This is a genomic window from Mycolicibacterium aubagnense (assembly GCF_010730955.1).
In the GTDB taxonomy this organism is placed as follows: domain Bacteria; phylum Actinomycetota; class Actinomycetes; order Mycobacteriales; family Mycobacteriaceae; genus Mycobacterium; species Mycobacterium aubagnense.
The window spans coordinates 99,298-116,306 of the sequence record NZ_AP022578.1; the positions used below are offsets into that span (position 1 = coordinate 99,298).

16 protein-coding genes and 6 pseudogenes are annotated in these 17,009 nt (G+C 66.9%); 6 read left to right on the forward strand and 16 right to left on the reverse strand.

Features of this window, described 5'->3' with window-relative positions; all coding sequences use genetic code 11:
• Positions 1 to 12: 12 nt before the first annotated feature.
• The 6 genes and pseudogenes from G6N59_RS29590 to G6N59_RS29615 form a co-directional block, all read right to left on the reverse strand.
• Complete coding sequence (locus tag G6N59_RS29590; protein WP_024444598.1) at positions 13 to 861, reverse strand: cytochrome c biogenesis CcdA family protein; 849 nt, start codon at positions 859 to 861, stop codon at positions 13 to 15.
• Positions 858 to 1,262 (reverse strand): annotated as a pseudogene (locus G6N59_RS29595) (TlpA family protein disulfide reductase); the annotation flags it as partial. The pseudogene G6N59_RS29595 and the gene G6N59_RS29590, both read right to left, overlap by 4 nt.
• A 287-nt stretch (positions 1,263 to 1,549) precedes the next feature.
• A complete protein-coding gene (locus G6N59_RS29600) occupies positions 1,550 to 1,948 on the reverse strand; it encodes a DUF302 domain-containing protein (RefSeq protein ID WP_138232149.1) in 399 nt (132 codons plus the stop codon).
• A gap of 145 nt (positions 1,949 to 2,093) precedes the next feature.
• Positions 2,094 to 2,429 (reverse strand): hypothetical protein, encoded by a 336-nt coding sequence (locus G6N59_RS30760; RefSeq protein ID WP_179970298.1) that lies wholly within the window; start codon positions 2,427 to 2,429, stop codon positions 2,094 to 2,096.
• 22 nt (positions 2,430 to 2,451) lie between these two features.
• Positions 2,452 to 3,177, reverse strand: a complete 726-nt coding sequence (locus G6N59_RS29610; RefSeq protein ID WP_138232148.1) for a sulfocyanin — start codon at positions 3,175 to 3,177, stop codon at positions 2,452 to 2,454.
• A 5-nt stretch (positions 3,178 to 3,182) separates the two neighbouring features.
• Positions 3,183 to 3,470 (reverse strand): SHOCT domain-containing protein, encoded by a 288-nt coding sequence (locus G6N59_RS29615; RefSeq protein WP_234884381.1) that lies wholly within the window; start codon positions 3,468 to 3,470, stop codon positions 3,183 to 3,185.
• A gap of 142 nt (positions 3,471 to 3,612) precedes the next feature.
• Between G6N59_RS29615 and G6N59_RS29620 the strand changes: the two genes are divergently transcribed.
• The 3 genes and pseudogenes from G6N59_RS29620 to G6N59_RS31400 all read left to right on the forward strand — a co-directional run.
• A complete protein-coding gene (locus G6N59_RS29620; protein ID WP_138232344.1) occupies positions 3,613 to 3,978 on the forward strand; it encodes an ArsR/SmtB family transcription factor in 366 nt (121 codons plus the stop codon).
• A pseudogene (locus G6N59_RS29625) lies at positions 3,975 to 4,678 on the forward strand (hypothetical protein). The gene G6N59_RS29620 and the pseudogene G6N59_RS29625 overlap by 4 nt, the downstream one beginning before the upstream one ends.
• 41 nt (positions 4,679 to 4,719) lie before the next feature.
• Positions 4,720 to 4,800, forward strand: a pseudogene (locus G6N59_RS31400) (Rv2640c family ArsR-like transcriptional regulator); the annotation flags it as partial.
• On the opposite strand, the gene G6N59_RS29635 reads toward G6N59_RS31400, so the two are convergent.
• The 3 genes from G6N59_RS29635 to G6N59_RS29645 form a co-directional block, all read right to left on the reverse strand.
• On the reverse strand, positions 4,797 to 5,222 hold the full coding sequence (locus G6N59_RS29635) for a transposase (RefSeq protein ID WP_138232146.1): 426 nt from the start codon (positions 5,220 to 5,222) through the stop codon (positions 4,797 to 4,799). The pseudogene G6N59_RS31400 and the gene G6N59_RS29635 overlap by 4 nt on opposite strands.
• Positions 5,219 to 7,435 carry a tyrosine-type recombinase/integrase gene (locus G6N59_RS29640; RefSeq protein ID WP_163912237.1) on the reverse strand — a complete coding sequence of 739 codons (2,217 nt, stop codon included), beginning with the start codon at positions 7,433 to 7,435 and terminating at the stop codon, positions 5,219 to 5,221. Before G6N59_RS29640 ends, G6N59_RS29635 begins: the two co-directional genes overlap by 4 nt.
• A 274-nt stretch (positions 7,436 to 7,709) precedes the next feature.
• Positions 7,710 to 8,132: a MerR family DNA-binding protein gene (locus G6N59_RS29645; RefSeq protein ID WP_163911226.1), complete on the reverse strand. Its 423-nt coding sequence runs from the start codon at positions 8,130 to 8,132 to the stop codon at positions 7,710 to 7,712.
• 324 nt (positions 8,133 to 8,456) lie between these two features.
• Between G6N59_RS29645 and G6N59_RS31730 the strand changes: the two genes are divergently transcribed.
• From G6N59_RS31730 to G6N59_RS31740, 3 genes and pseudogenes are all read left to right on the forward strand, one after another.
• A complete protein-coding gene (locus G6N59_RS31730; RefSeq protein ID WP_163912240.1) occupies positions 8,457 to 8,738 on the forward strand; it encodes an MFS transporter in 282 nt (93 codons plus the stop codon).
• A gap of 23 nt (positions 8,739 to 8,761) precedes the next feature.
• Positions 8,762 to 8,908 (forward strand): annotated as a pseudogene (locus tag G6N59_RS31735) (MFS transporter); the annotation flags it as partial.
• A 62-nt stretch (positions 8,909 to 8,970) separates the two neighbouring features.
• Positions 8,971 to 9,795 carry an MFS transporter gene (locus G6N59_RS31740; RefSeq protein ID WP_306789653.1) on the forward strand — a complete coding sequence of 275 codons (825 nt, stop codon included), beginning with the start codon at positions 8,971 to 8,973 and terminating at the stop codon, positions 9,793 to 9,795.
• A 3-nt stretch (positions 9,796 to 9,798) separates the two neighbouring features.
• Here the strand turns inward: G6N59_RS31740 and G6N59_RS31405 are convergent, their stop codons facing one another.
• The 7 genes and pseudogenes from G6N59_RS31405 to G6N59_RS29690 all read right to left on the reverse strand — a co-directional run bounded on the left by G6N59_RS31405 (position 9,799) and on the right by G6N59_RS29690 (position 16,554).
• On the reverse strand, positions 9,799 to 10,902 hold the full coding sequence (locus G6N59_RS31405; protein ID WP_197907899.1) for a site-specific integrase: 1,104 nt from the start codon (positions 10,900 to 10,902) through the stop codon (positions 9,799 to 9,801).
• Between the two features lie 678 nt (positions 10,903 to 11,580).
• Positions 11,581 to 11,865, reverse strand: coding sequence for a hypothetical protein (locus G6N59_RS31410; protein WP_235678781.1), 285 nt, complete (start codon positions 11,863 to 11,865; stop codon positions 11,581 to 11,583).
• Positions 11,866 to 12,211: 346 nt separating this feature from the next.
• Entirely contained in the window at positions 12,212 to 12,541 is a 330-nt protein-coding gene (locus G6N59_RS29670; protein ID WP_179970297.1) for a helix-turn-helix domain-containing protein, read from the reverse strand.
• 2 nt (positions 12,542 to 12,543) lie between these two features.
• Positions 12,544 to 13,577: pseudogene (locus G6N59_RS29675) on the reverse strand (tyrosine-type recombinase/integrase).
• Positions 13,578 to 13,825: 248 nt separating this feature from the next.
• Positions 13,826 to 14,943, reverse strand: a pseudogene (locus tag G6N59_RS29680) (tyrosine-type recombinase/integrase); the annotation flags it as partial.
• A 53-nt stretch (positions 14,944 to 14,996) separates the two neighbouring features.
• Entirely contained in the window at positions 14,997 to 16,226 is a 1,230-nt protein-coding gene (locus G6N59_RS29685; RefSeq protein ID WP_163912248.1) for a helix-turn-helix domain-containing protein, read from the reverse strand.
• Positions 16,227 to 16,290: 64 nt separating this feature from the next.
• A complete protein-coding gene (locus G6N59_RS29690; RefSeq protein ID WP_220099702.1) occupies positions 16,291 to 16,554 on the reverse strand; it encodes a hypothetical protein in 264 nt (87 codons plus the stop codon).
• Positions 16,555 to 17,009: the final 455 nt, after the last annotated feature.

Genomic DNA, 17,009 nt, shown 5'->3' on the forward strand with positions numbered 1-17,009 from the left:
GCCGGTGAATCATCACCGGCGGCGCTGCTTGCCGGTGATTGGCCGGCGGTGGGTGGTCCAGCACGCGGCCACCGCGCTGACCACCACAGCGAAGGCGGCAATGACGCTGGCCGGGAGGGCGTGGTCCTGCAGCCATCCGGTCGCGGTGGCCGACCAGCCGGTGAGCAGGTTGCCGCCGCTGGCGGTGTGCCCGGTGGCCGCGGGCAGCCAGTACCACGCGAGGTAGGCGCCGGTGGCGATGAGGACAACGGCGGTGACGCGGGTCCCGTGGCGGGCGAGGATACCCAGATGCCGGGTCAGGGCCGTGCCGGCGATGGCGGTGCCGACGCTGACCAGCATCAAGATGGTGGCGGCACCGGCTGTGTATGCGGTGAACACTGCCAGCAGACCGCCCCATCCGCTGGTGGCCTGGGCCTGGGCGATCACCGCGAGCAGTACCCCGAAGGTGCAGGACAGTGACGCCAGGGCGTAGCCGATTCCGGCCGCGAGCACACCACCGGCTGTTGGGGAGTCCGGCCGATGACGCGTCCGGGCAGGCATACGCAGACCGATGGTGCGGCCGGTGAGCATGAAGCCGCCCAAGATGGCCAGGGTGAGCCCGATCGTGATCCCGAGCCAGGGAGCAGCCGTCACCAGGGTCCGGGCACCGGCACTGATCGCGATACCGGCGAGGGTGAGGGTGCCGGTGAACCCGATGGTCAGGACGGCCCCGGTGCGCAGTGCCCGGGCCAGCCGCACGAGCACCGCATCGGTGCCGCCGGTGGCGATGGTGCCGGTGATCCACGCCGGTAGCAGCGCGAACCCGCAGGGGTTGACCGGGGCGAGCATGCCAGCGGTAAACGCGAGCGCGAGCAGGTTCACCGTGCGGCGCTGCTGCCGAGGGCGGCCAGGATCTGATCCTGGGACGGGGCGTGGCCGCGGTAGCTGATCTGCCCGGACGGGTCGATGACGAGGGCGGTGGTCGGCGCGGTCACCTGGTAGCGGCTGGTCAGGGCCCCGTTAGTATCGACGACCGCGGGCAGGCTGGTGCCGCCGATCTGGTCCAGGAAGTGGCGAACATCGGCGGGTTTCTCGGTGGGGACGATGTCGACGGCTAGGAACTTGGCGCTGCCTCCGGCTTTCTCCACGGCCGCCCGAGCAGCGGCCAGGGATTTACCGCCGCCGACGCATTCGCCGCACCCGTAGGAGAAGAACAGGATCGCGGTCGGGGCGGCAGCGGGCAGTTCGACGGTTTTGCCGTCCACCGTGGTCAGTGTCGCCGCCGTCGCCTGGGTTGTGGCGTTGGCGTGTGGCGGTGAGGTCGGATTGCTGGTTGTTTATCTGGGGTTGTATTCGGGTGTGTTCTGTTGTTCCCCCTTAGGTTATGGGACTGGTCTGGGCGTAAGCGGATACGATTGCGTTGCAGGGTGTTTCCGTTTAGGTGGCGATTCGGCGGCTCTTGTGGCTGAAGTGGTGGCGCGCCGGATTGGTTTGGCGGTGCCTGGAATTCCGCGCCTGCGCACTCTGTTCGCGATTCGGGCAGGTCGGCGCTGCGGTTTCGGGTTGGGTTTTATGCGGTGAGGGCGTCGATTGCGGCTTGCAGTTTTGTCGTGGCTTGGTCGGCGATGTCTTTGAGTGCGGGTTCGTCGGTGACGTCGACCATCAGCATGGGGTTCATTGCTTCGATGATCACCGTGCCCGTGTCGGTGGGGTGGGCGCGCACGACGACGTTGCAGGGCAGCAGTAACCCGATCTGGCGGTCAATGGTGACGGCCTGGTGGGCGAGCGGGGGGTTGCAGGCGCCCAGGATGAGGTAGTCCTCCATGTCGGTGCCGAGTTTGGCTTTGATGGTCGCTTTCATGTCGATCTCGGTGAGCACGCCAAAGCCTTGTTGTTGCAGGGCGTTTCGTGTGCGGGTGACGGCGTCATCGAAGTCGGTGTGCAGCGTGGTGGAGATCGCGATGTTCATCGGTGGATTCCTCTGGGTGCTGATCGTTCACGACGGCAGATACGTCGATGAGATGGGTGTGGCGGCGTGCGCGGGCTGCCCGGGTGAGACCGGTGCGCCTCGTTGGTATGTGTTGTGCCCCTGCGTGATTGGTGGGTTAGTGGTGTCACCAGGGGTCCATCATCGGTCCCCAAGGGCCGGGGCCCATCATCGGTCCCCAGGAGCCGGGTCCCATCATGGGGCCGGGCCCCATCATGCCTGGGCCCCAGGAACCGGGCCCCATCATGCCTGGGCCCCAATAGCATCCGGGGTCCCAGCCGTTGGGGGTCCAGCAGCCCGGCGGGCCTTGCGTCGGAAGGTCCGAGCCGATCGGCGCCCACACTCCGGTTCGCGGTTGCGGGGTAGCGGTGTCAGCGCTGCTGACGGCGGTGAATGTAGGGACCAGCGCGCTGACCAGCGCGGCGGCGGCCAGTGCCGTGATCGTGGTGCGTGCGGTGAACATGGCGGCGGTCCTTTCCTGGTGCTTATCGGGGCGGCCCGGTGACGTCGAGTTCGGCGGACATACCCGAGACGTAGTGACCGGCGATGTTGCAGACCAGCTCGTAGCGGCCCGGCGGCAGGGTGATGGTGGTCCAGCCCAGGGCGCCGGGGGCGATGCCGTAGTCCGGTGATTGTTCGTCGCCACGGTCGGCGGCGCAGCTGCGGGAGGCTTCACCGAGGCTGCCGGTCTCATCGACGGTGCCGTCGGGGCCGCTGGGGCGCCGGCCCGCGAATTGTCCTGCGGGCAGCGGCAGTACCACCAGCTCGTGCACCATCGCACCGGTGTTCAGGACGCGGAATGACACCGGTCCGGCGGGCACCGTGGCCGGGGACAGGTAGATCCGCATCATGCCCATGCCGGGCATCATCCGCGGCCCCATCATCATGTGCCTGCCGGGGCCCATCATCGAGCCCATGTCGGTGACGTTGACATCGACAACCGTCCCCGGCAGCGCCGGCGCCGCGCAGGACGTCGGGCCGCCCGGGTATTGGCGCCACGGGCCCATCATCGCCGGGCCCCACGACCCCCACATTCCCGTGCCGCCCGGATACCCGCGGTAGGCGGGCCAGGCCGGGTAGGGGCCGGCGCTGGCCGGTGGGATCGGGCGGGCACCGGGGCCGGTGCGGTACGCGATCGCGGTGGCGCCCAGCCCGAGCACCAGCGAGCTGGCCGCGATGGCCACGACCAGCCACAAACGGTGAGTTTTCATGGCGTTCAACGGTGTTCGCGCAGTGCCGTCATGCGCTGGCGGTATTCGGTGTCATCGATCTCCCCCCGCGCCAGGCGTTCGGCCAGCATGTCCTCGGCGGTGCGGGCCCCGGGTGCGGCGCCCGCGGCCCCGTGATGGGTGCCGCTCAGGTAGCGCACCGCCGCCACGATCGCGGTGATCAGCACCGCGAAAAACAGCACCGCGACCACGGCAGTCAGAATCCAGCCGCCCCAACCCCATCCGCCGCCGTAGCCGCCGTTCCACATCCAGCCATTACCACCCCAACCGCACATGACGCCTCCTGGGCCGTGTCGTAGGAACAAGTCGATCGCTTGACCACGTGATCGCTGCCGCCAGCATGCATCCGGTGGGTGCCGGGCCTCCAGAGGCGAAGGTCCCCACTTCGCCGTCCTGCTATAGCATCGTCAAATGACGATGACAACGCCCAATGTTGTGGTTGATCGTGTCGAGTTGGCGCCGGCCGCGGCGCTGTTTCGGTCGTTGGGCGATCCCACCCGGCTGGCGATCGTGCGCCGGCTGGCCACCGGCCCGGCGCGGGTCACCGACTTGGCGACCGCGGTGGGATTGGCACAGTCCACGGTGTCCAGACACCTTGGCTGCCTGCGTGAGTGCGGCCTGGTGGACTCCGAGCCGGCGGGCCGGGCTTCGGTGTTTCGGCTCACCCAGCCGGCGCTGACCGAGGTGCTGGCCGCCGCCGAGGCCGTATTGCAGGCCACCGGCAACCTGGTGGCGCTATGCCCCACCTACGGCGCAGACCCGGCCGCCGGGCAGCCGCAATGACCACCCACGGCGGCCCGGCCGCCCGTCCCACCAGCGTGCCCCCCGACGGTGCGTGCGACGACGGGTGCGGGTCCGTGCCGGCGGGGCCGGTGCGCGATGCGCGGTGGCATCGGGCTGCACGGTGGGCACGGTTGCTGGCCTGGGTCAGCCTGGCCTGGATGCTCACCGAGGGGCTCGTCGGGCTCTGGCAGGGCCTGATGGCCGGGTCGATCGCGTTAACCGGATGGGCGCTGGGCAGCGCGGTGGAGGGGCTCGCGAGCCTGATTGTGGTGTGGCGGTTCACCGGGGCGCGCACCCTGTCATCGACCGCCGAGCGGCGCGCCCAATACGCGGTGGCGGTGTCGTTTTGGCTGATCGCCCCCTACATCGCCGCGGAATCCATCCATCACCTGCTGGCGGGCAGCACAGCGAGACCAGCGCCATCGGCATCGCGCTGACCGCCCTGGCGCTGGTGATCATGCCGCTGCTGGGCTATGCCAAACACCGGCTGGCAGTGATCCTGGGCTCGGGGGCCACCGCCGGTGAAGGCACCCAGAACTACCTGTGCGCCGCCCAAGCCGCCGCGGTACTGATCGGTTTGGCGGTCACCGCGATCTGGCCCGGGGGTTGGTGGCTCGATCCGGCCATCGGTCTGCTCATCGCTGCTGCGGCGGTGCGGGAGGGCATCGAATCCTGGCGCGGTGAGGGCTGCGGCTGCTGACCTATCGGTAGCCCGGCCGGTCCGCGGCCCCCGCGGTGGGCGGCATGAACGTCTTTCACATCGCCCACCGCGACGCCCTGGTCGCCCTCTGCGTCGTGCTGGACCCCAACTGCTGCACCTAACCAGCGGGGTCGCCGTAGTGCCGGTCCTCCAGTTGACCGTAGAGCAGTTCGATGGTGGCTTGCTGTTGTGCCACCGTGGTTTTGAGGTTGTTGATTTCGGCTTCTTGAGCGGCGATCTTGCGGCGCAACGCGGCCATGATGCTGCTTTCGCGGCTCGTGGCCGGCGGGTGGTCGCCGCCGGCGGCGGGCCGGTTGCGGTACTGGTTGATGATCACCATCAGGTCGTCATGTTTGAGGACCGTTTTGCGGGTTACCTTGGCGCGGCGGGCCACCGCGGAGACGTTGATGGTGGCCTTGGTTTTGCGCAGGTAGGCGATGGCCTTTTCGATGTCGCGGCGCTTGTCGGCGCTGACACCGTCACGGTATTTGGCCAGCGCCGCTTTGGCTTTGGCGGTCGGCGGCGGCGGGGGTGTGCGGGTCACCGGGGCGTTCCCGGGTCAGCTTTGCGCAGCACCGATTCGTGACTGCCCCGGGTGCTGACCTGTAAGCCGGGTTGACGACCCGCGGTGCCCGCGCCACCGACCCCGGCGGCCTCGTCGGTGTCGGTGGCTTCGATGCGCCCGATGATGGCGTCCAACGAAGCCACCTCGCGGCGCCGTTGGTGAATCCAGACATTGTCGTCGGTCAGCTCGCGGCCGGTGCGGGCGTGGAATTGGTCGCGGCGCACGTCGATGAGGGTGAGGGTTTTGGTGCGCTGGTCGATCAGTTCGTCCAGGTGGGTGGCGTCGGTGGCGAAATGCCCGCAGGACAGGCAGGCGTTGCCTTTGTCGCAGGTGGTCACCGGGGGCAGCAGGCACACCCCGTTGGGCAACACCCGGTCGGTGCGCGCCGCGAGTTGGGTCATGTCGTAGATGTCCGATGGGCTGATCGTGATGTCGGTGCCGTGGGCACCGATCTTCTTGTGTTTCAAGAATTCTGCTTCGGCGGTGGCCTGCAGGGTCGCCGCGTAGCGCAGCGTCATCTCCGGGGAGGCATGTCCGAGGTAGCGCTGCACCACATGGATGGGTACCCCGTCGTTGAGCAGTTCGGTGGCCCGGGTGTGCCGCAGCCGGTGGGTTTGGCTGAACTTGAGCGGTCGCCCGGCGCTGTCGGTGAGGCCGTGGATGCCATCGAGCTTGTCGAGGATTAGGCGGTAGGAGTTGTAGCTACGGGCCCGCTGCCCCTGGTGCTGGAACCGCACCCCCAAGAACAGGTACTTCGGGGCCAGGCCCGGGTGGTGCCGGCGCACCCAGTCTTGTTGCTCGACAATGACGTTGACGATGGCCTGCTCGACCAGGATGGTCGGGCACACCCCGTCGACCTTGGTCTGCTGGTAGCGCAGCTTGGCCACAAAACCTTCCGGGTCCGCGGCGGCAGCGCGGTCACGGCCGGGGATCGCCTCCAGCGGATCGGCATCGAGCATCAAGATTTCCGAGGCCCGCCGCCCGGTCAGCGCTTGCAGCAGCCACGCCCGGGCCGCTTGGGGGTCTCCCAGGCCTGCGACCACCGAAATGGTCGAATCAGGGTGGGTGATGACCACGGGGATGTCCTTGTCGGCGGCCAAAACATCCAGATAGCACAGCATCTGCTGCAGCTCGGCGGTCGAATACCAGGTCAGCTCCGTCGGGTGCGGCTGCGGCGGGCGGAACGCCGCACCCCACAGCCGCGTGTGCGTGTCGGTCAAGCCGGCCCACCGCGGCTCACCGGTCGCGACCGCGGCTTCCTCGGCATGATCGACCATGAACGTGTAGAACGTCTGGATACGCGACTGGATCCCGGCGATCGCGGTCGAGGACAACGGCCGGTCCGGTTTCGCCTGCGCCGCCGGTGATTTCAGGTAGTCGGTGAAATCGGTGAACAGCAACCGCACCGCCGCCCGGTCGGCGTGCAGGGCCGGGTCGTCGATCCGGCGTGCGGCCAGGAACGGGCCCAGATGACGGCTCATGTCGCGGACCCGTGAGGTGAGCGAGGACCACCGCAACAGTTCCGCGGTCAGCGCGGTGCGCAGCCAGAACCGCACACCGTCGCGCAACCACGCCGGTTCGACCCCGCCCAGGCGCACCACCTGGTCGTGCTGGGGTTCATGTTCGCGCCGCGGAATCCTCGGGTCGGCGTACAAGTTCCAGATGTCGTGGTCCCACCAGGGCCGCCCGGTGCAGCGCACCGCCACATACAGGTGCAGGTGTTCGACGAAATTGGTGACGTTGGTGCGAAAACCCGCCGAGGGCAGCCGCCCGTTGCGGCGTTCGAAATCGAGTACCCCGTGGCGCACCATCGATTCCGGCGTCAGATCGGCGATGGAGGCCAGCGGCCGGCGATGCTGCTGGCGGTAGTCGGCCGCCGCGATCCCCAGCGCGCGGCTGGTCCATCTCAACAGTGACGGCTCGACCTTGCGGGTGTCCTCCTCACCGCACAGCCACACCCACCAGGCCAGCTCGTCGCAGATCCGTTGCGGCACATCGGCAGGAGTGAAGTCGTGCCCCTCGCTGACCGGCCGATACCGGGGGTTGGGCGCAAACAGCGCGTTGGCTGGGGCCTGATCGAGGTGATACACCAGAGTCCGCCACGGCGCCGGGACCCGATCCCACTGCGCGGTCCAGTGTTCCTCGGCGCCGCCCTGCTGCCCGCTGTGTGTAAGTCGGTCATTGCCCGCCACTGTGCACCTTCCACCCCGCCACATAGTTCGTCCATTCGGCCACCGTGCGCATCGCCGCATCGGCGGTCACCCATAATGGTGACGTCGGATATCAGAACTGTCCGAATGCCCGTGGCATTGATCGCGAATTCTGACGCTAGTTGATCGCGAATTCTGGCGGTGTTGGTGGAGTTTCAAGATCGCTTATCGCCATATTGACGTCATCTTGATTGCCGCAGTGTCGGCTGGATGGGAACCGCCCCACGGTCAGTGGGATCGGTCGGGGAACCTGTGGTCAGCTTTCGGTGGTGTGCTCGACGATGGGGCATATTGTGGCCGGCACGGTCGCGGTGGCACCGTCGACTGGATGGGCATTTCGAGTGTTGACGAGACTGCGGCGTAGGGCGCGCAGGTCGGCGATCGCGGCATCGATCTCGTCAACGCGCGTGTCGATGAACGCGCGAACCGCGGTGCATGGCGCCGAGCCGTGACGGCGGATGTCCAGGATGGCGGCGATGTCATCCAGGCGTAGGCCCAGTGTGCGGGCCTGACGGATGAAGGTGAGCACGGCGACGTCGTCGGCGCCGTAGAGGCGGTAGCCGGCCGGGGTGCGCGGGGGTTCGTCCACGAGGCCTTTCGCCACGTATAAGCGCAGCGCCTTGCGCGTGATGCCGGCGCGGGAGGCGGCCTGCCCGGCGGTGAGAGTGTCCGAGGCCATGATTTCCTCCTGATCAACTTGACCTGGCCCCGAGGGCCAGCTCTTACTGTCGTCTAGCTGGAACAACACGACAAGGAGGTAGATCATGCCATTTCGTGAGGGTGAGGTGTATCGCTGCCCGGTGCCCGAATGCGGATGCGAGGTGACGGTGACTAAGAGTGCCCCGCCGGACTGTCAGGGACAGCAGAATCCGACCTGCTGCTGCGGACAGACGATGGAGAAAGTCAGCTAGGCACCAACGCACCGGGGTGGGGCCTGACAGTGACCTCACCCGGTTGCCGCCGGCACGCATTGCCAGCGATCTGAGCAAAGAGGAGGCACGCGTTGTCGTCCCCGGCTTCACCGCAGCGGTCACGGGAATGGTTGTTGCGGACTTTGGCCGCCGCTACGTTCCTGATTTTCTTTCAGGCGTTCATGGTGGCGCCGCTCATTCCGCAACTGGCGCACGAGTTCGGCAGCTCAACCGATCTGCTTGGGCTCGCTGTTCCCGCCTACCTGGTGCCCTACGGGGCGATGACCTTGTTGTGGGGTCCGCTCTCGGATCGGATCGGCCGGAAACGGGTGATCCTGGGGTCTGCTGCGGGTTCGTCGTGCTCACCGCGCTGACCGCCCTGGCCGATGGCCCCCGCATGTTTATCGCGTTCCGGCTGCTGACCGCGCTCGGCGCCAGCGGGGTGGTGCCGATCTCCCTGGCCCTGATCGGTGATGTGTTCCCCTACGAGCGGCGCGGTCATGCGCTGGGCTGGCTTTTCGGCGCGATGGCTGGCGGTATGGCCTTCGGTTCCAGTGCCGGGGCGCTGCTGGAACCGCTGATCGGCTGGCAGGGTCTGTTTCTCGGGTGGCCGGGCTCGCCGCGATCGTGCTTGTGGCACTTACGCTTCGGCGCTCGCAGCTGCAGGGTGGGTCCGCGCTGCAGCGTCGAAGCGTCGGGCAGATCGCGCGCGGCTACTTCACGCTGCTGCGCCAACAGCGTGCCCGCCGCACCTACGGCTATGTCCTGATCAACGCGGTGATCCACTCCGGCATCTATACCTGGCTGGGCGTCTATTTCAGCCAGCGATTCGGTCTGACGCTGGTCGGTATCGGCCTGGCGTTGCTGCTCTACGGCGTTCCCGGTTTCCTCTTCGGTCCTGCCATCGGCCGGCTCGCCGACCGATACGGGCGCACCCGACTCATCCCCCTCGGTCTGGCCGTCGCGTCCACTGCCGCCCTGCTCCTCGCACTCCCTGTTCCGCTGATCCTGGCTGCCCTCGCTGTCGGCATGCTGTCCCTGGGCTACGACCTGACCCAGCCGCTGCTGGCCGGGATCGTCACCCAGCTGTCCGCCCAACGCGGCCAGGCGATGGGCCTCAACGTCTGCACCCTGTTCATCGGCTTCGGCGCCGGAAGCCTCCTGTTCCAAGCGCTGCTCACCACCGGGTTCACCGCAGCACTGGCCACGTTCAGTACCGGGCGGCACTCGCCGCGGTCATCGGCCTGTACTTCTTCGCCAGTGAGAGACCACACCCCATGCCGTCCGTCAAAGACCCGCGGTGACGTAATATTTCACGGACTCGAACTTTCCCCACACCTACGTATTGTCGAGATTCGCGATGAAACGGCGTCCGATTTCGCGACCAGAACCAGCCCCGGGATGTTCACTGTTGGGGTGTGTCGCATGTAGGCACTATGCCCGTGTTTCCGTGTTGCGGGCCAGCGATTGTGGTCGGCTGCTGATGACGGCGGCGTAGTTGGTCCAGTCGCCGGCGGAGAGGCGTTGCCAGGAGACGGCGACGTCGGTATGGATGCCGAGGGTGCGGGCCAGGATTGCTGCCGGGATCTCGGTGGCGAGTTGAAACAGTGCGGTGCTGCGGGCGGCGCCGGGACGGATGCCGAGTCGGTTCAATCGTTGGGTCAGCTGGCCGGTGCTGATGGGCCGGCCGGGTTGGCCGCCCGGAAAGAGCCAGATCGAGGGGGTCAGCGCGCCAATGGTTGCGTGGCCCTTGCGATTTGACATATTCAATCGGGCCAGGCCGGCAACCGGCTCGGGTAGGTGTATCGGCGAGCTGCCGAGGTGCAGCCGGACCGGATCAGCGTCGAGTTCGATATCGACGATGGTCATTCGGCAGATCGCAGCCGGTGTCTGCGCGTAGAGGAGAACGAGCAGGCCGGCCAGCCGGTCATCGGGCTTGAGGCTGTCGTCGTGCAACAGGCGGCGCGCGATGTTCCAGCGGTTCTGGTCATCGAGCGGTCGGGTGGGGCCCATCCAGCGGTGTGCGCCGATGCGGACGCTGGTCAGCTTGTTCTTGTGCGCCCATCGGATGAAGTGTCCCGCTGCCCCGCGATGTGTCGCGGCGGCGTCGGTGAGCCAGCGATCCAGGTCGGCCTGCTGACAGCTGCCGAGGGTGAGCTGGTGTTCGGTGAGCCAGTCCAGGAAGGCGATGGCCGCGTGGGTGCGTTGGCGCACCGAGTTGAACTGCTGGATGGTGATGGCGTGCCCGTTGTTGCGTTGCCGCAGTCGACGGATCAGGTGCCAGACCGTGTAGCGGTGCAGCGCCTGCCGCTGCTCGAGGTTCGCGTGCGCAGCCAGGGTCTGATCGATGAACCGCTCGATGCGGACCATGTGCTCATCGCGTCGCGGCAGGGCGCCCACGCCGATGAGGACATGGCGCAGGTGCGCCAGAGGCTGACTGTGGGGCAGCTCGTCGAGCGCTTCGTGGGTCAACGCCCTGCGCCCGGCAGCGAGATCGGCCAGCACCGGCGCGACGGACTTCTTCTTCAGCCATCGCATGGCGGTGATGGGGTGTTCTGCGGTAGCGATGTTGTGCCGCAAAGCCTGCAGCCCCGGATGAAGCGATGCCGACGGCGGACCGATGATCTCGTTGAGACGCTGATTGATTCGGCATCGAACGCATTGACCAGGGTGCGGATAGGACGGGTCGCTGCAGGTTGGGCAATCGCGCCAGATGGCGCGGGTGGTGCAGTCCTCGCAGTGCGGCTGGGCGAGGGTGCCCGAGATCACTGCGGCGGTCCGTCCGCACGAGCTGCATCGGGCGGTGCGGCGCTGGCAGGCAGGACACCATGGTCGGCCGGTGATTCGAGATGTGCCGCAGGGCTTTTCGTCGCCGCAGATCGAGCAGGAAGCGGTCGGCAAGGACGGGCAGGTGCTGCAGATCGGCCCGTCTGGGGTCCGGAGGCTGACCGGACGGCGGCGACCGCAGTTGAGGCAGTCTTCGAGGTTGTCAGGGTCGGTGACCAAACAGTTTGGACATAGTGGTCGGCCCTGCTGGTCACGAGTGGCCGGTTCGCGGCGCGCGCCGCAGCGTGCGCATTCTTCGATGCGGGTGTGGGCGATGCAGGTGCGGCACACGTTGCCCGTCAAGAGGTTTGTCGATCCGCACGACGCGACCGCAGCGCGGGCATGCCGGCCGCACGATCCCGGCGACTCCTGCTGCGTGCAGGGCATCGATCAGCGGGATGATCGCCCGGATGGGGCGAGATGCCCGGCGCCGGTGAGTAATTCGGGTGCAGCTTCCAAGGCCCAGGCGACCTTGCGTTGATGCGCGGGCCGGGACGCAAGTCTGCTGACCGCACTGGCGACGAGGTCGCGGTCGACGGCCGGATCCAGCCGGGCCACCACGGTGTGGATGACCGAGATCGGATCGCGGTCGTCGCGGTCAGGGCATTGCGCGCAGCGGCCCCACCGGCGCGATCCCGGGTCGAGACATGCCGAAGCTGCCCGCAGGCCGCACACGGGGCCGGACGCACGCTACAGGCCCCGCAGAACCAGTCCTGACCACGACGCTGGAGGGTCCGCATCGGCGTGCCGCACTCGGCGCAGACCGGCGGCGAAACCTCTGCGCCGGCCTTTCTCAGGGCGATCAGCAGGTCACCGACCGCCCGCGGCGCCGGAGAGCGTCCATCGGTCAGCACCGCTGGGCGCTGGGCAAGAAACGCTGCCAGGCGCCGCGATTTCGCTCGCCCACCCGCGACGCGGGTGATGACGGACCTGGCCCGCTCGAGTGTGAGCCGATCATCGACCGCCGCGACCAAGTCCGTGATGAACCCGACCGGGTCTGAAACCGACCGATCGCTGGTGGTCACTCGGCGCCGCGAATGCGCGCCCGCTTGGGTCGCAAGCCCCCGAGGCCGGCTTCGGCGCCGACCGCCTTCTTCCCGCGGGCGCCCGCTCGGGCCGAGACGGCCGGCTCGATCAAGTCGTCCATCGTGCAGTCGAGGATGTCCAGCAGCGCCATCAGGATCTTCAGGCTCAGCCGTTCGGGTCGCTCGACCACGAGCCGGTAGACCTGACTGGACGACAAGGTGATGCCGCGCTGCTCCAGCGGCTCGATCAGATCGGTGGTCGCGAACATGCCGCCGGCGGCCATGACCGTGCGCAGATGCCAGTGGTAGTCGAGCTTGGCGGGCATCATCAGTCCTTGTCTGCTGGAGGGGTCCGACCAAGCACGGGCGCGAGCGCCTTGTGCAGCATGGTGTTCATGAAATCGGAGCTGACGTGGGTGTAGATGGCCGTGGAACTGTCGCATTCGTGCCCAACCTGGGATTGGATGAACCGCCGGTCAACACCATCTTCGGTGAGGTGCGTGACAAAGGAGTGACGGATTGAGTGGGGCACAAGGTCTTTCGGCAACTTCAGCGCATCCCGATAGGAGACGAACCGAGCGTTGATCTCCGCGGCCTTGATCCGCCCGCCCCGCTCGGTCACCCACAGCGCCGGATGATCGGGGCAGCCGAACTTCGGCCGCACATTCTCGACATAATCAGCGACCGCCTCTACCGCCCAATCCATCACCGACAACACGTTCCGCCGCCGCGGCGGCTGTCCCCGTTTCGCCTTGCCGTAACGCACGTTGAGCGTGCCGAACCTGCCGAACTGCGGCGCCGCAGGATTGCGGCCGAAATCCACCAGGTCAAGTTTGGCGGTCTCGGTCCGACGCAACCCCCACCCGTAGATCACCTTGAAGACGGTGGCATCGCGGAAAGCAGCAAGGGCCCCTTTACGTTTCGCCCGCACCGCACGATCGACCTGGTCGTCGGCGTAGTCCAGGAACCGCTGCATCTCCTCACGTGTGAACGGCCTGGCCTCCGGCCGACCCTCGTAGTCGTTCAAATGCGCGATCGTGTTCCATTCGTGGCAGATCGCCACCGGATGGGTGCCGAACTCTTCCTCGCATGCCAACGCCCACCCGTAGCGGCCGTCGATCAGAAACTCGCTGAACAGCCGTAACGAGCATTGGTAGCCGCGGATCGTCGACGGTGCCAGGTGCTTCTCGCTGACCAACCAGAGCGACCACTCGTCGATATGCGTCGGGGTCCACTGCCACGGATAGTCATTGACGAAATCCATGAACCGACGGACCAGCTTCTCCCGCGCCGTGACTGTCTCCTCACGAAGCCCCGAGCAGCCTGCTGAGCACGCCAGCCACGAAACATCGCCTCCGCCATCGCATCTTGCGGACGCAGGTGTGCGATACCGGACACCAGCTCCAGATGTGCTGCCCCAGCCAGATCAACCTGCCGCAACCCGACCCCCAACGCCACCGAACAGTGATCGAATCATGCATCAAACGAGATCACTTTGGCAAATAGACTGGCCAGCAGCCCTTTTCATGCCCTATATCCGCTAGCCTAAAACCCCGACTCCATCAGGCAACCAGGTGATTCTCGCCCATCAGATGCAATTCCCGAGCGTTCCCGTAAATCGACAACGTCGTCTGCACATCGGCGTGACCCAGACGGCGCATCACCACATGCGGCTCCACCCCGGCCAACAGCAGCGCCGTGGCATGGGTGTGCCGCAACCAGTGCGGTGTCCAGTCCGCCGGCAGCATGTCCGGGCAGCGCGCCGTGATCAGATCGACCTTGTCGTAGATGGTGTCCGCGCTCAGCGCCGCGTACTTCACCCGCGCACCAGGTTCACGAACACGAAATGCGTCGACAGGTCCCCGACCGCGATATCGGCGCCGTCGGCGATCAGCTGCCACACGTACTCGCTGTAGAGGGCGACCAGGTCATCGCCGATGAAGATGCGCCGCGGCCCCGACTTGGCCCGCAGGCCGCGCCGATGATCATCACGCCCGGCCACCAGCACCGACGGGGTACCGCCACCGGCGATGTCAAAATCCTGGTGCCGCAACGACAATGCCTCACCGATCCGCATCCCGGTCTCAGCGAGCAACGCGAAAAAGAACCGGTCCCGCAGCCCCGCCGGGCCCCGCGACCATGCGCCGGTGACCGTTTGCACGCTGCACGCATCCAGGATCGCGTTGACCTGCTCGGGCAGCAGCACCGGCGTCTCGGAACGTTGCACCGCCCGCAGCCGATACAACGGCCCGTTGGTCTCGGGATGGGGCCCCACGCCGGCCAGAAACGGCGCATAGCGGCCCCGGCGGCTGCTGCGGGCATGCGTCGAATACAACCGGCGGTACGGGCGCTCCAAATCATGCGCATCGGCGAAATACCGGTACATCGCCAACACCGCGGCGCTGCGCGGCCCCAGCGTGGACTCCGCTCTGATCGTCTCGGGTTCGCCGATGCGCGCCACCCCCGGTAAGTCTCCGCGGCGCATGTAGGTCAGGAATGTGCCGAACAGGCTGGCCGGGAAGTCATCCCAGGCGGTACCTGTGTGCTCCAGCACCGTCCACCACGCGGCCAGCCCATAGGCGTACGCGCGCACCGTATTTGGCGACGCACCCTGATCACGAAGAAACGCAAGGTACTCGCGGGCCGGGGCAACGGGCAGCTTGTCGACGCCCACCACCGTGTAGGTGGGCGGGCGATCGGCAAAGCACATCCGCTGCACCGCAGCCATCGTCAGCAGCGCCCCCGCGCCGGCGCGGTCACCGCGGCCGGCCCTTACGGAAATCATCGAGCCGCACCACCCGCGACGGGGCCACGCCCACCGGCGAGGAGTGCGGCCCGCACGACGCTCGCCGCCATCGGCTGGCGCTCGGCGGCCGGCGCCGGCCGCTGGGTCGCCAGGAACCAGTCCAGTACGTCGGCCGGATAAATCATCGACTCCCGCGCGGCCAGCATCGGCACCGAGGCGCCGCCGTAGCAGCGTTCCACCCACTTGCGCAGCAGCCGCGGCCGCTCCGGGGCACGGTCATTAAAGCCGGGCTCGGTCATGCCCCACGTGTGCCCGGTGGCCGGGTTGATCCGCCGATGCAGTTGCGTGGTCAGCATTTTCGCTCGCTCTGCCGGGATCAACCCCGAATCGCGCAGATGCATGATCAGCGAGCCCAGCGACAACCCCCACTTGTCTTTGAGCGGCCGCAGATTCAGTAGCGACAACAACCGGGGCAGCTCATCGGCGATCACCGCCGCCGGGGCCAGCAGTTCGGTGGCGAACCGGTTGGCTTCGAGCTCATCGGCCGAGCTCACCGAGCAGTATGCGTGCGAATGCAACACCAAATGCCCGAGCTCGTGGGCGATCGTGAACCGGGTCCGCTCCCAGGAATCACTGTCCCGCAACACAATCAGCGGCCGGTCCCGCATCCGGCCCACCCAGCTCGAATAACCCAGATGCTTCTCGTCGCGGGCCGGAGCCGGGGATGCGGCGAACTCGCTTTCCCATTCCCCGGCCACCCGGCGCCGCACGATCACCGGTGCACCGAGGCGCTCGGCCTCGTACATCAAATCATCAAGGGGCTCATCGTGTTCCACGCCCATCGCTGCTCGCAGACGTGCCGCGGCCGCGGCGATCGACCGGTGCGTCAGCTCTTCGGGAGCCATCGTCGGAATCTTCACCGGCGGCAGCTTCGACCGGTCATCGAGGTCGGCGAGGAAATCGCCCGCCAGCGACGCGAACGTCGCCAGAAAGTCCTGCTCGCCCATCGTCATCGACTTGGGCGCGCGGAACAACAACTCCTCCGTCGACACCCGGGTCTGCGGAGCCGATTCGAAAAATGCTTCAGGGAAACGGAACAACCCCGCCAGCAGCTCGACATCGGCGTCATCGAGTCGGATGATCTGCGTTTTTTCGATCTGGGACTGCCGGGCAGGGCTCCACCCGGCGGCTTCGGCCACCGTCTTTGCTGTCATTCGTCGCAACAACCGGGCCTGTCGGACCCGGACACCAAAAACCTCAATCATCGTGCGCTCAATTCAACGTCACCGGGTTGGGATACCGGCAAGCACCCAACACTGTGCCTGATAGCTACGACAACTCCGGCGGGGTGCCATCCTCCTCGTCGAACGCGGGATTCTCGTCGACCTCGGTGAAATCCTCGTCGCGGCGCCGCTTCGCCAGCCTCGTCGACCCCTGCGAACCGCCACTGGGCTGACCCAAGCCCACCGTGGTGCTGCGTTCCTCGAAGATCGCTGCCGGCAGCGGCGTCCTGCCGTACAGCACCTGAATGTTGTCCAGCAACAGGCCAGCAGCCAACGCCGCCCGCCGAAGAACCCTCGGCTGTCCGGCCACCACAACAGGTACTCGCGATACCCCTGCGGCTCGGGGATGCCGTCCTCGCCGCCGATCGGATGGCCAAGTTCCTCTTCCAGGCTCAGCTGCTCCCCGCCGGGTACATACTTCACCGGCTCGATCAAGCTGCCGTCGTACTTGCGGGGATGCTTGCGCACATAGATCCGCGACCCCTTCCCGTCCAGAAGGAGCACACCCATTCCGTTGCCCGCCTTGACCTTCAACGTCGAATCGGGTCGTTGTCGCCGAAGTCTCGACATCAAAAAAGTCTCCAGCACAGAGCACGACGTGGTAATCGACCGCACATTGCTGCCCTGATCGCCGAAACGGTCCGGAACCTCCACGTGGCGAGCAGCCAAATCGCCGTGCGATTCGCCCAACACCAGTGCATGTTGCGCGACAAGCTCCTCGACCAAGGCCTGAGGATCGTCGTGTTGCTTCATGGGGTAAAGATT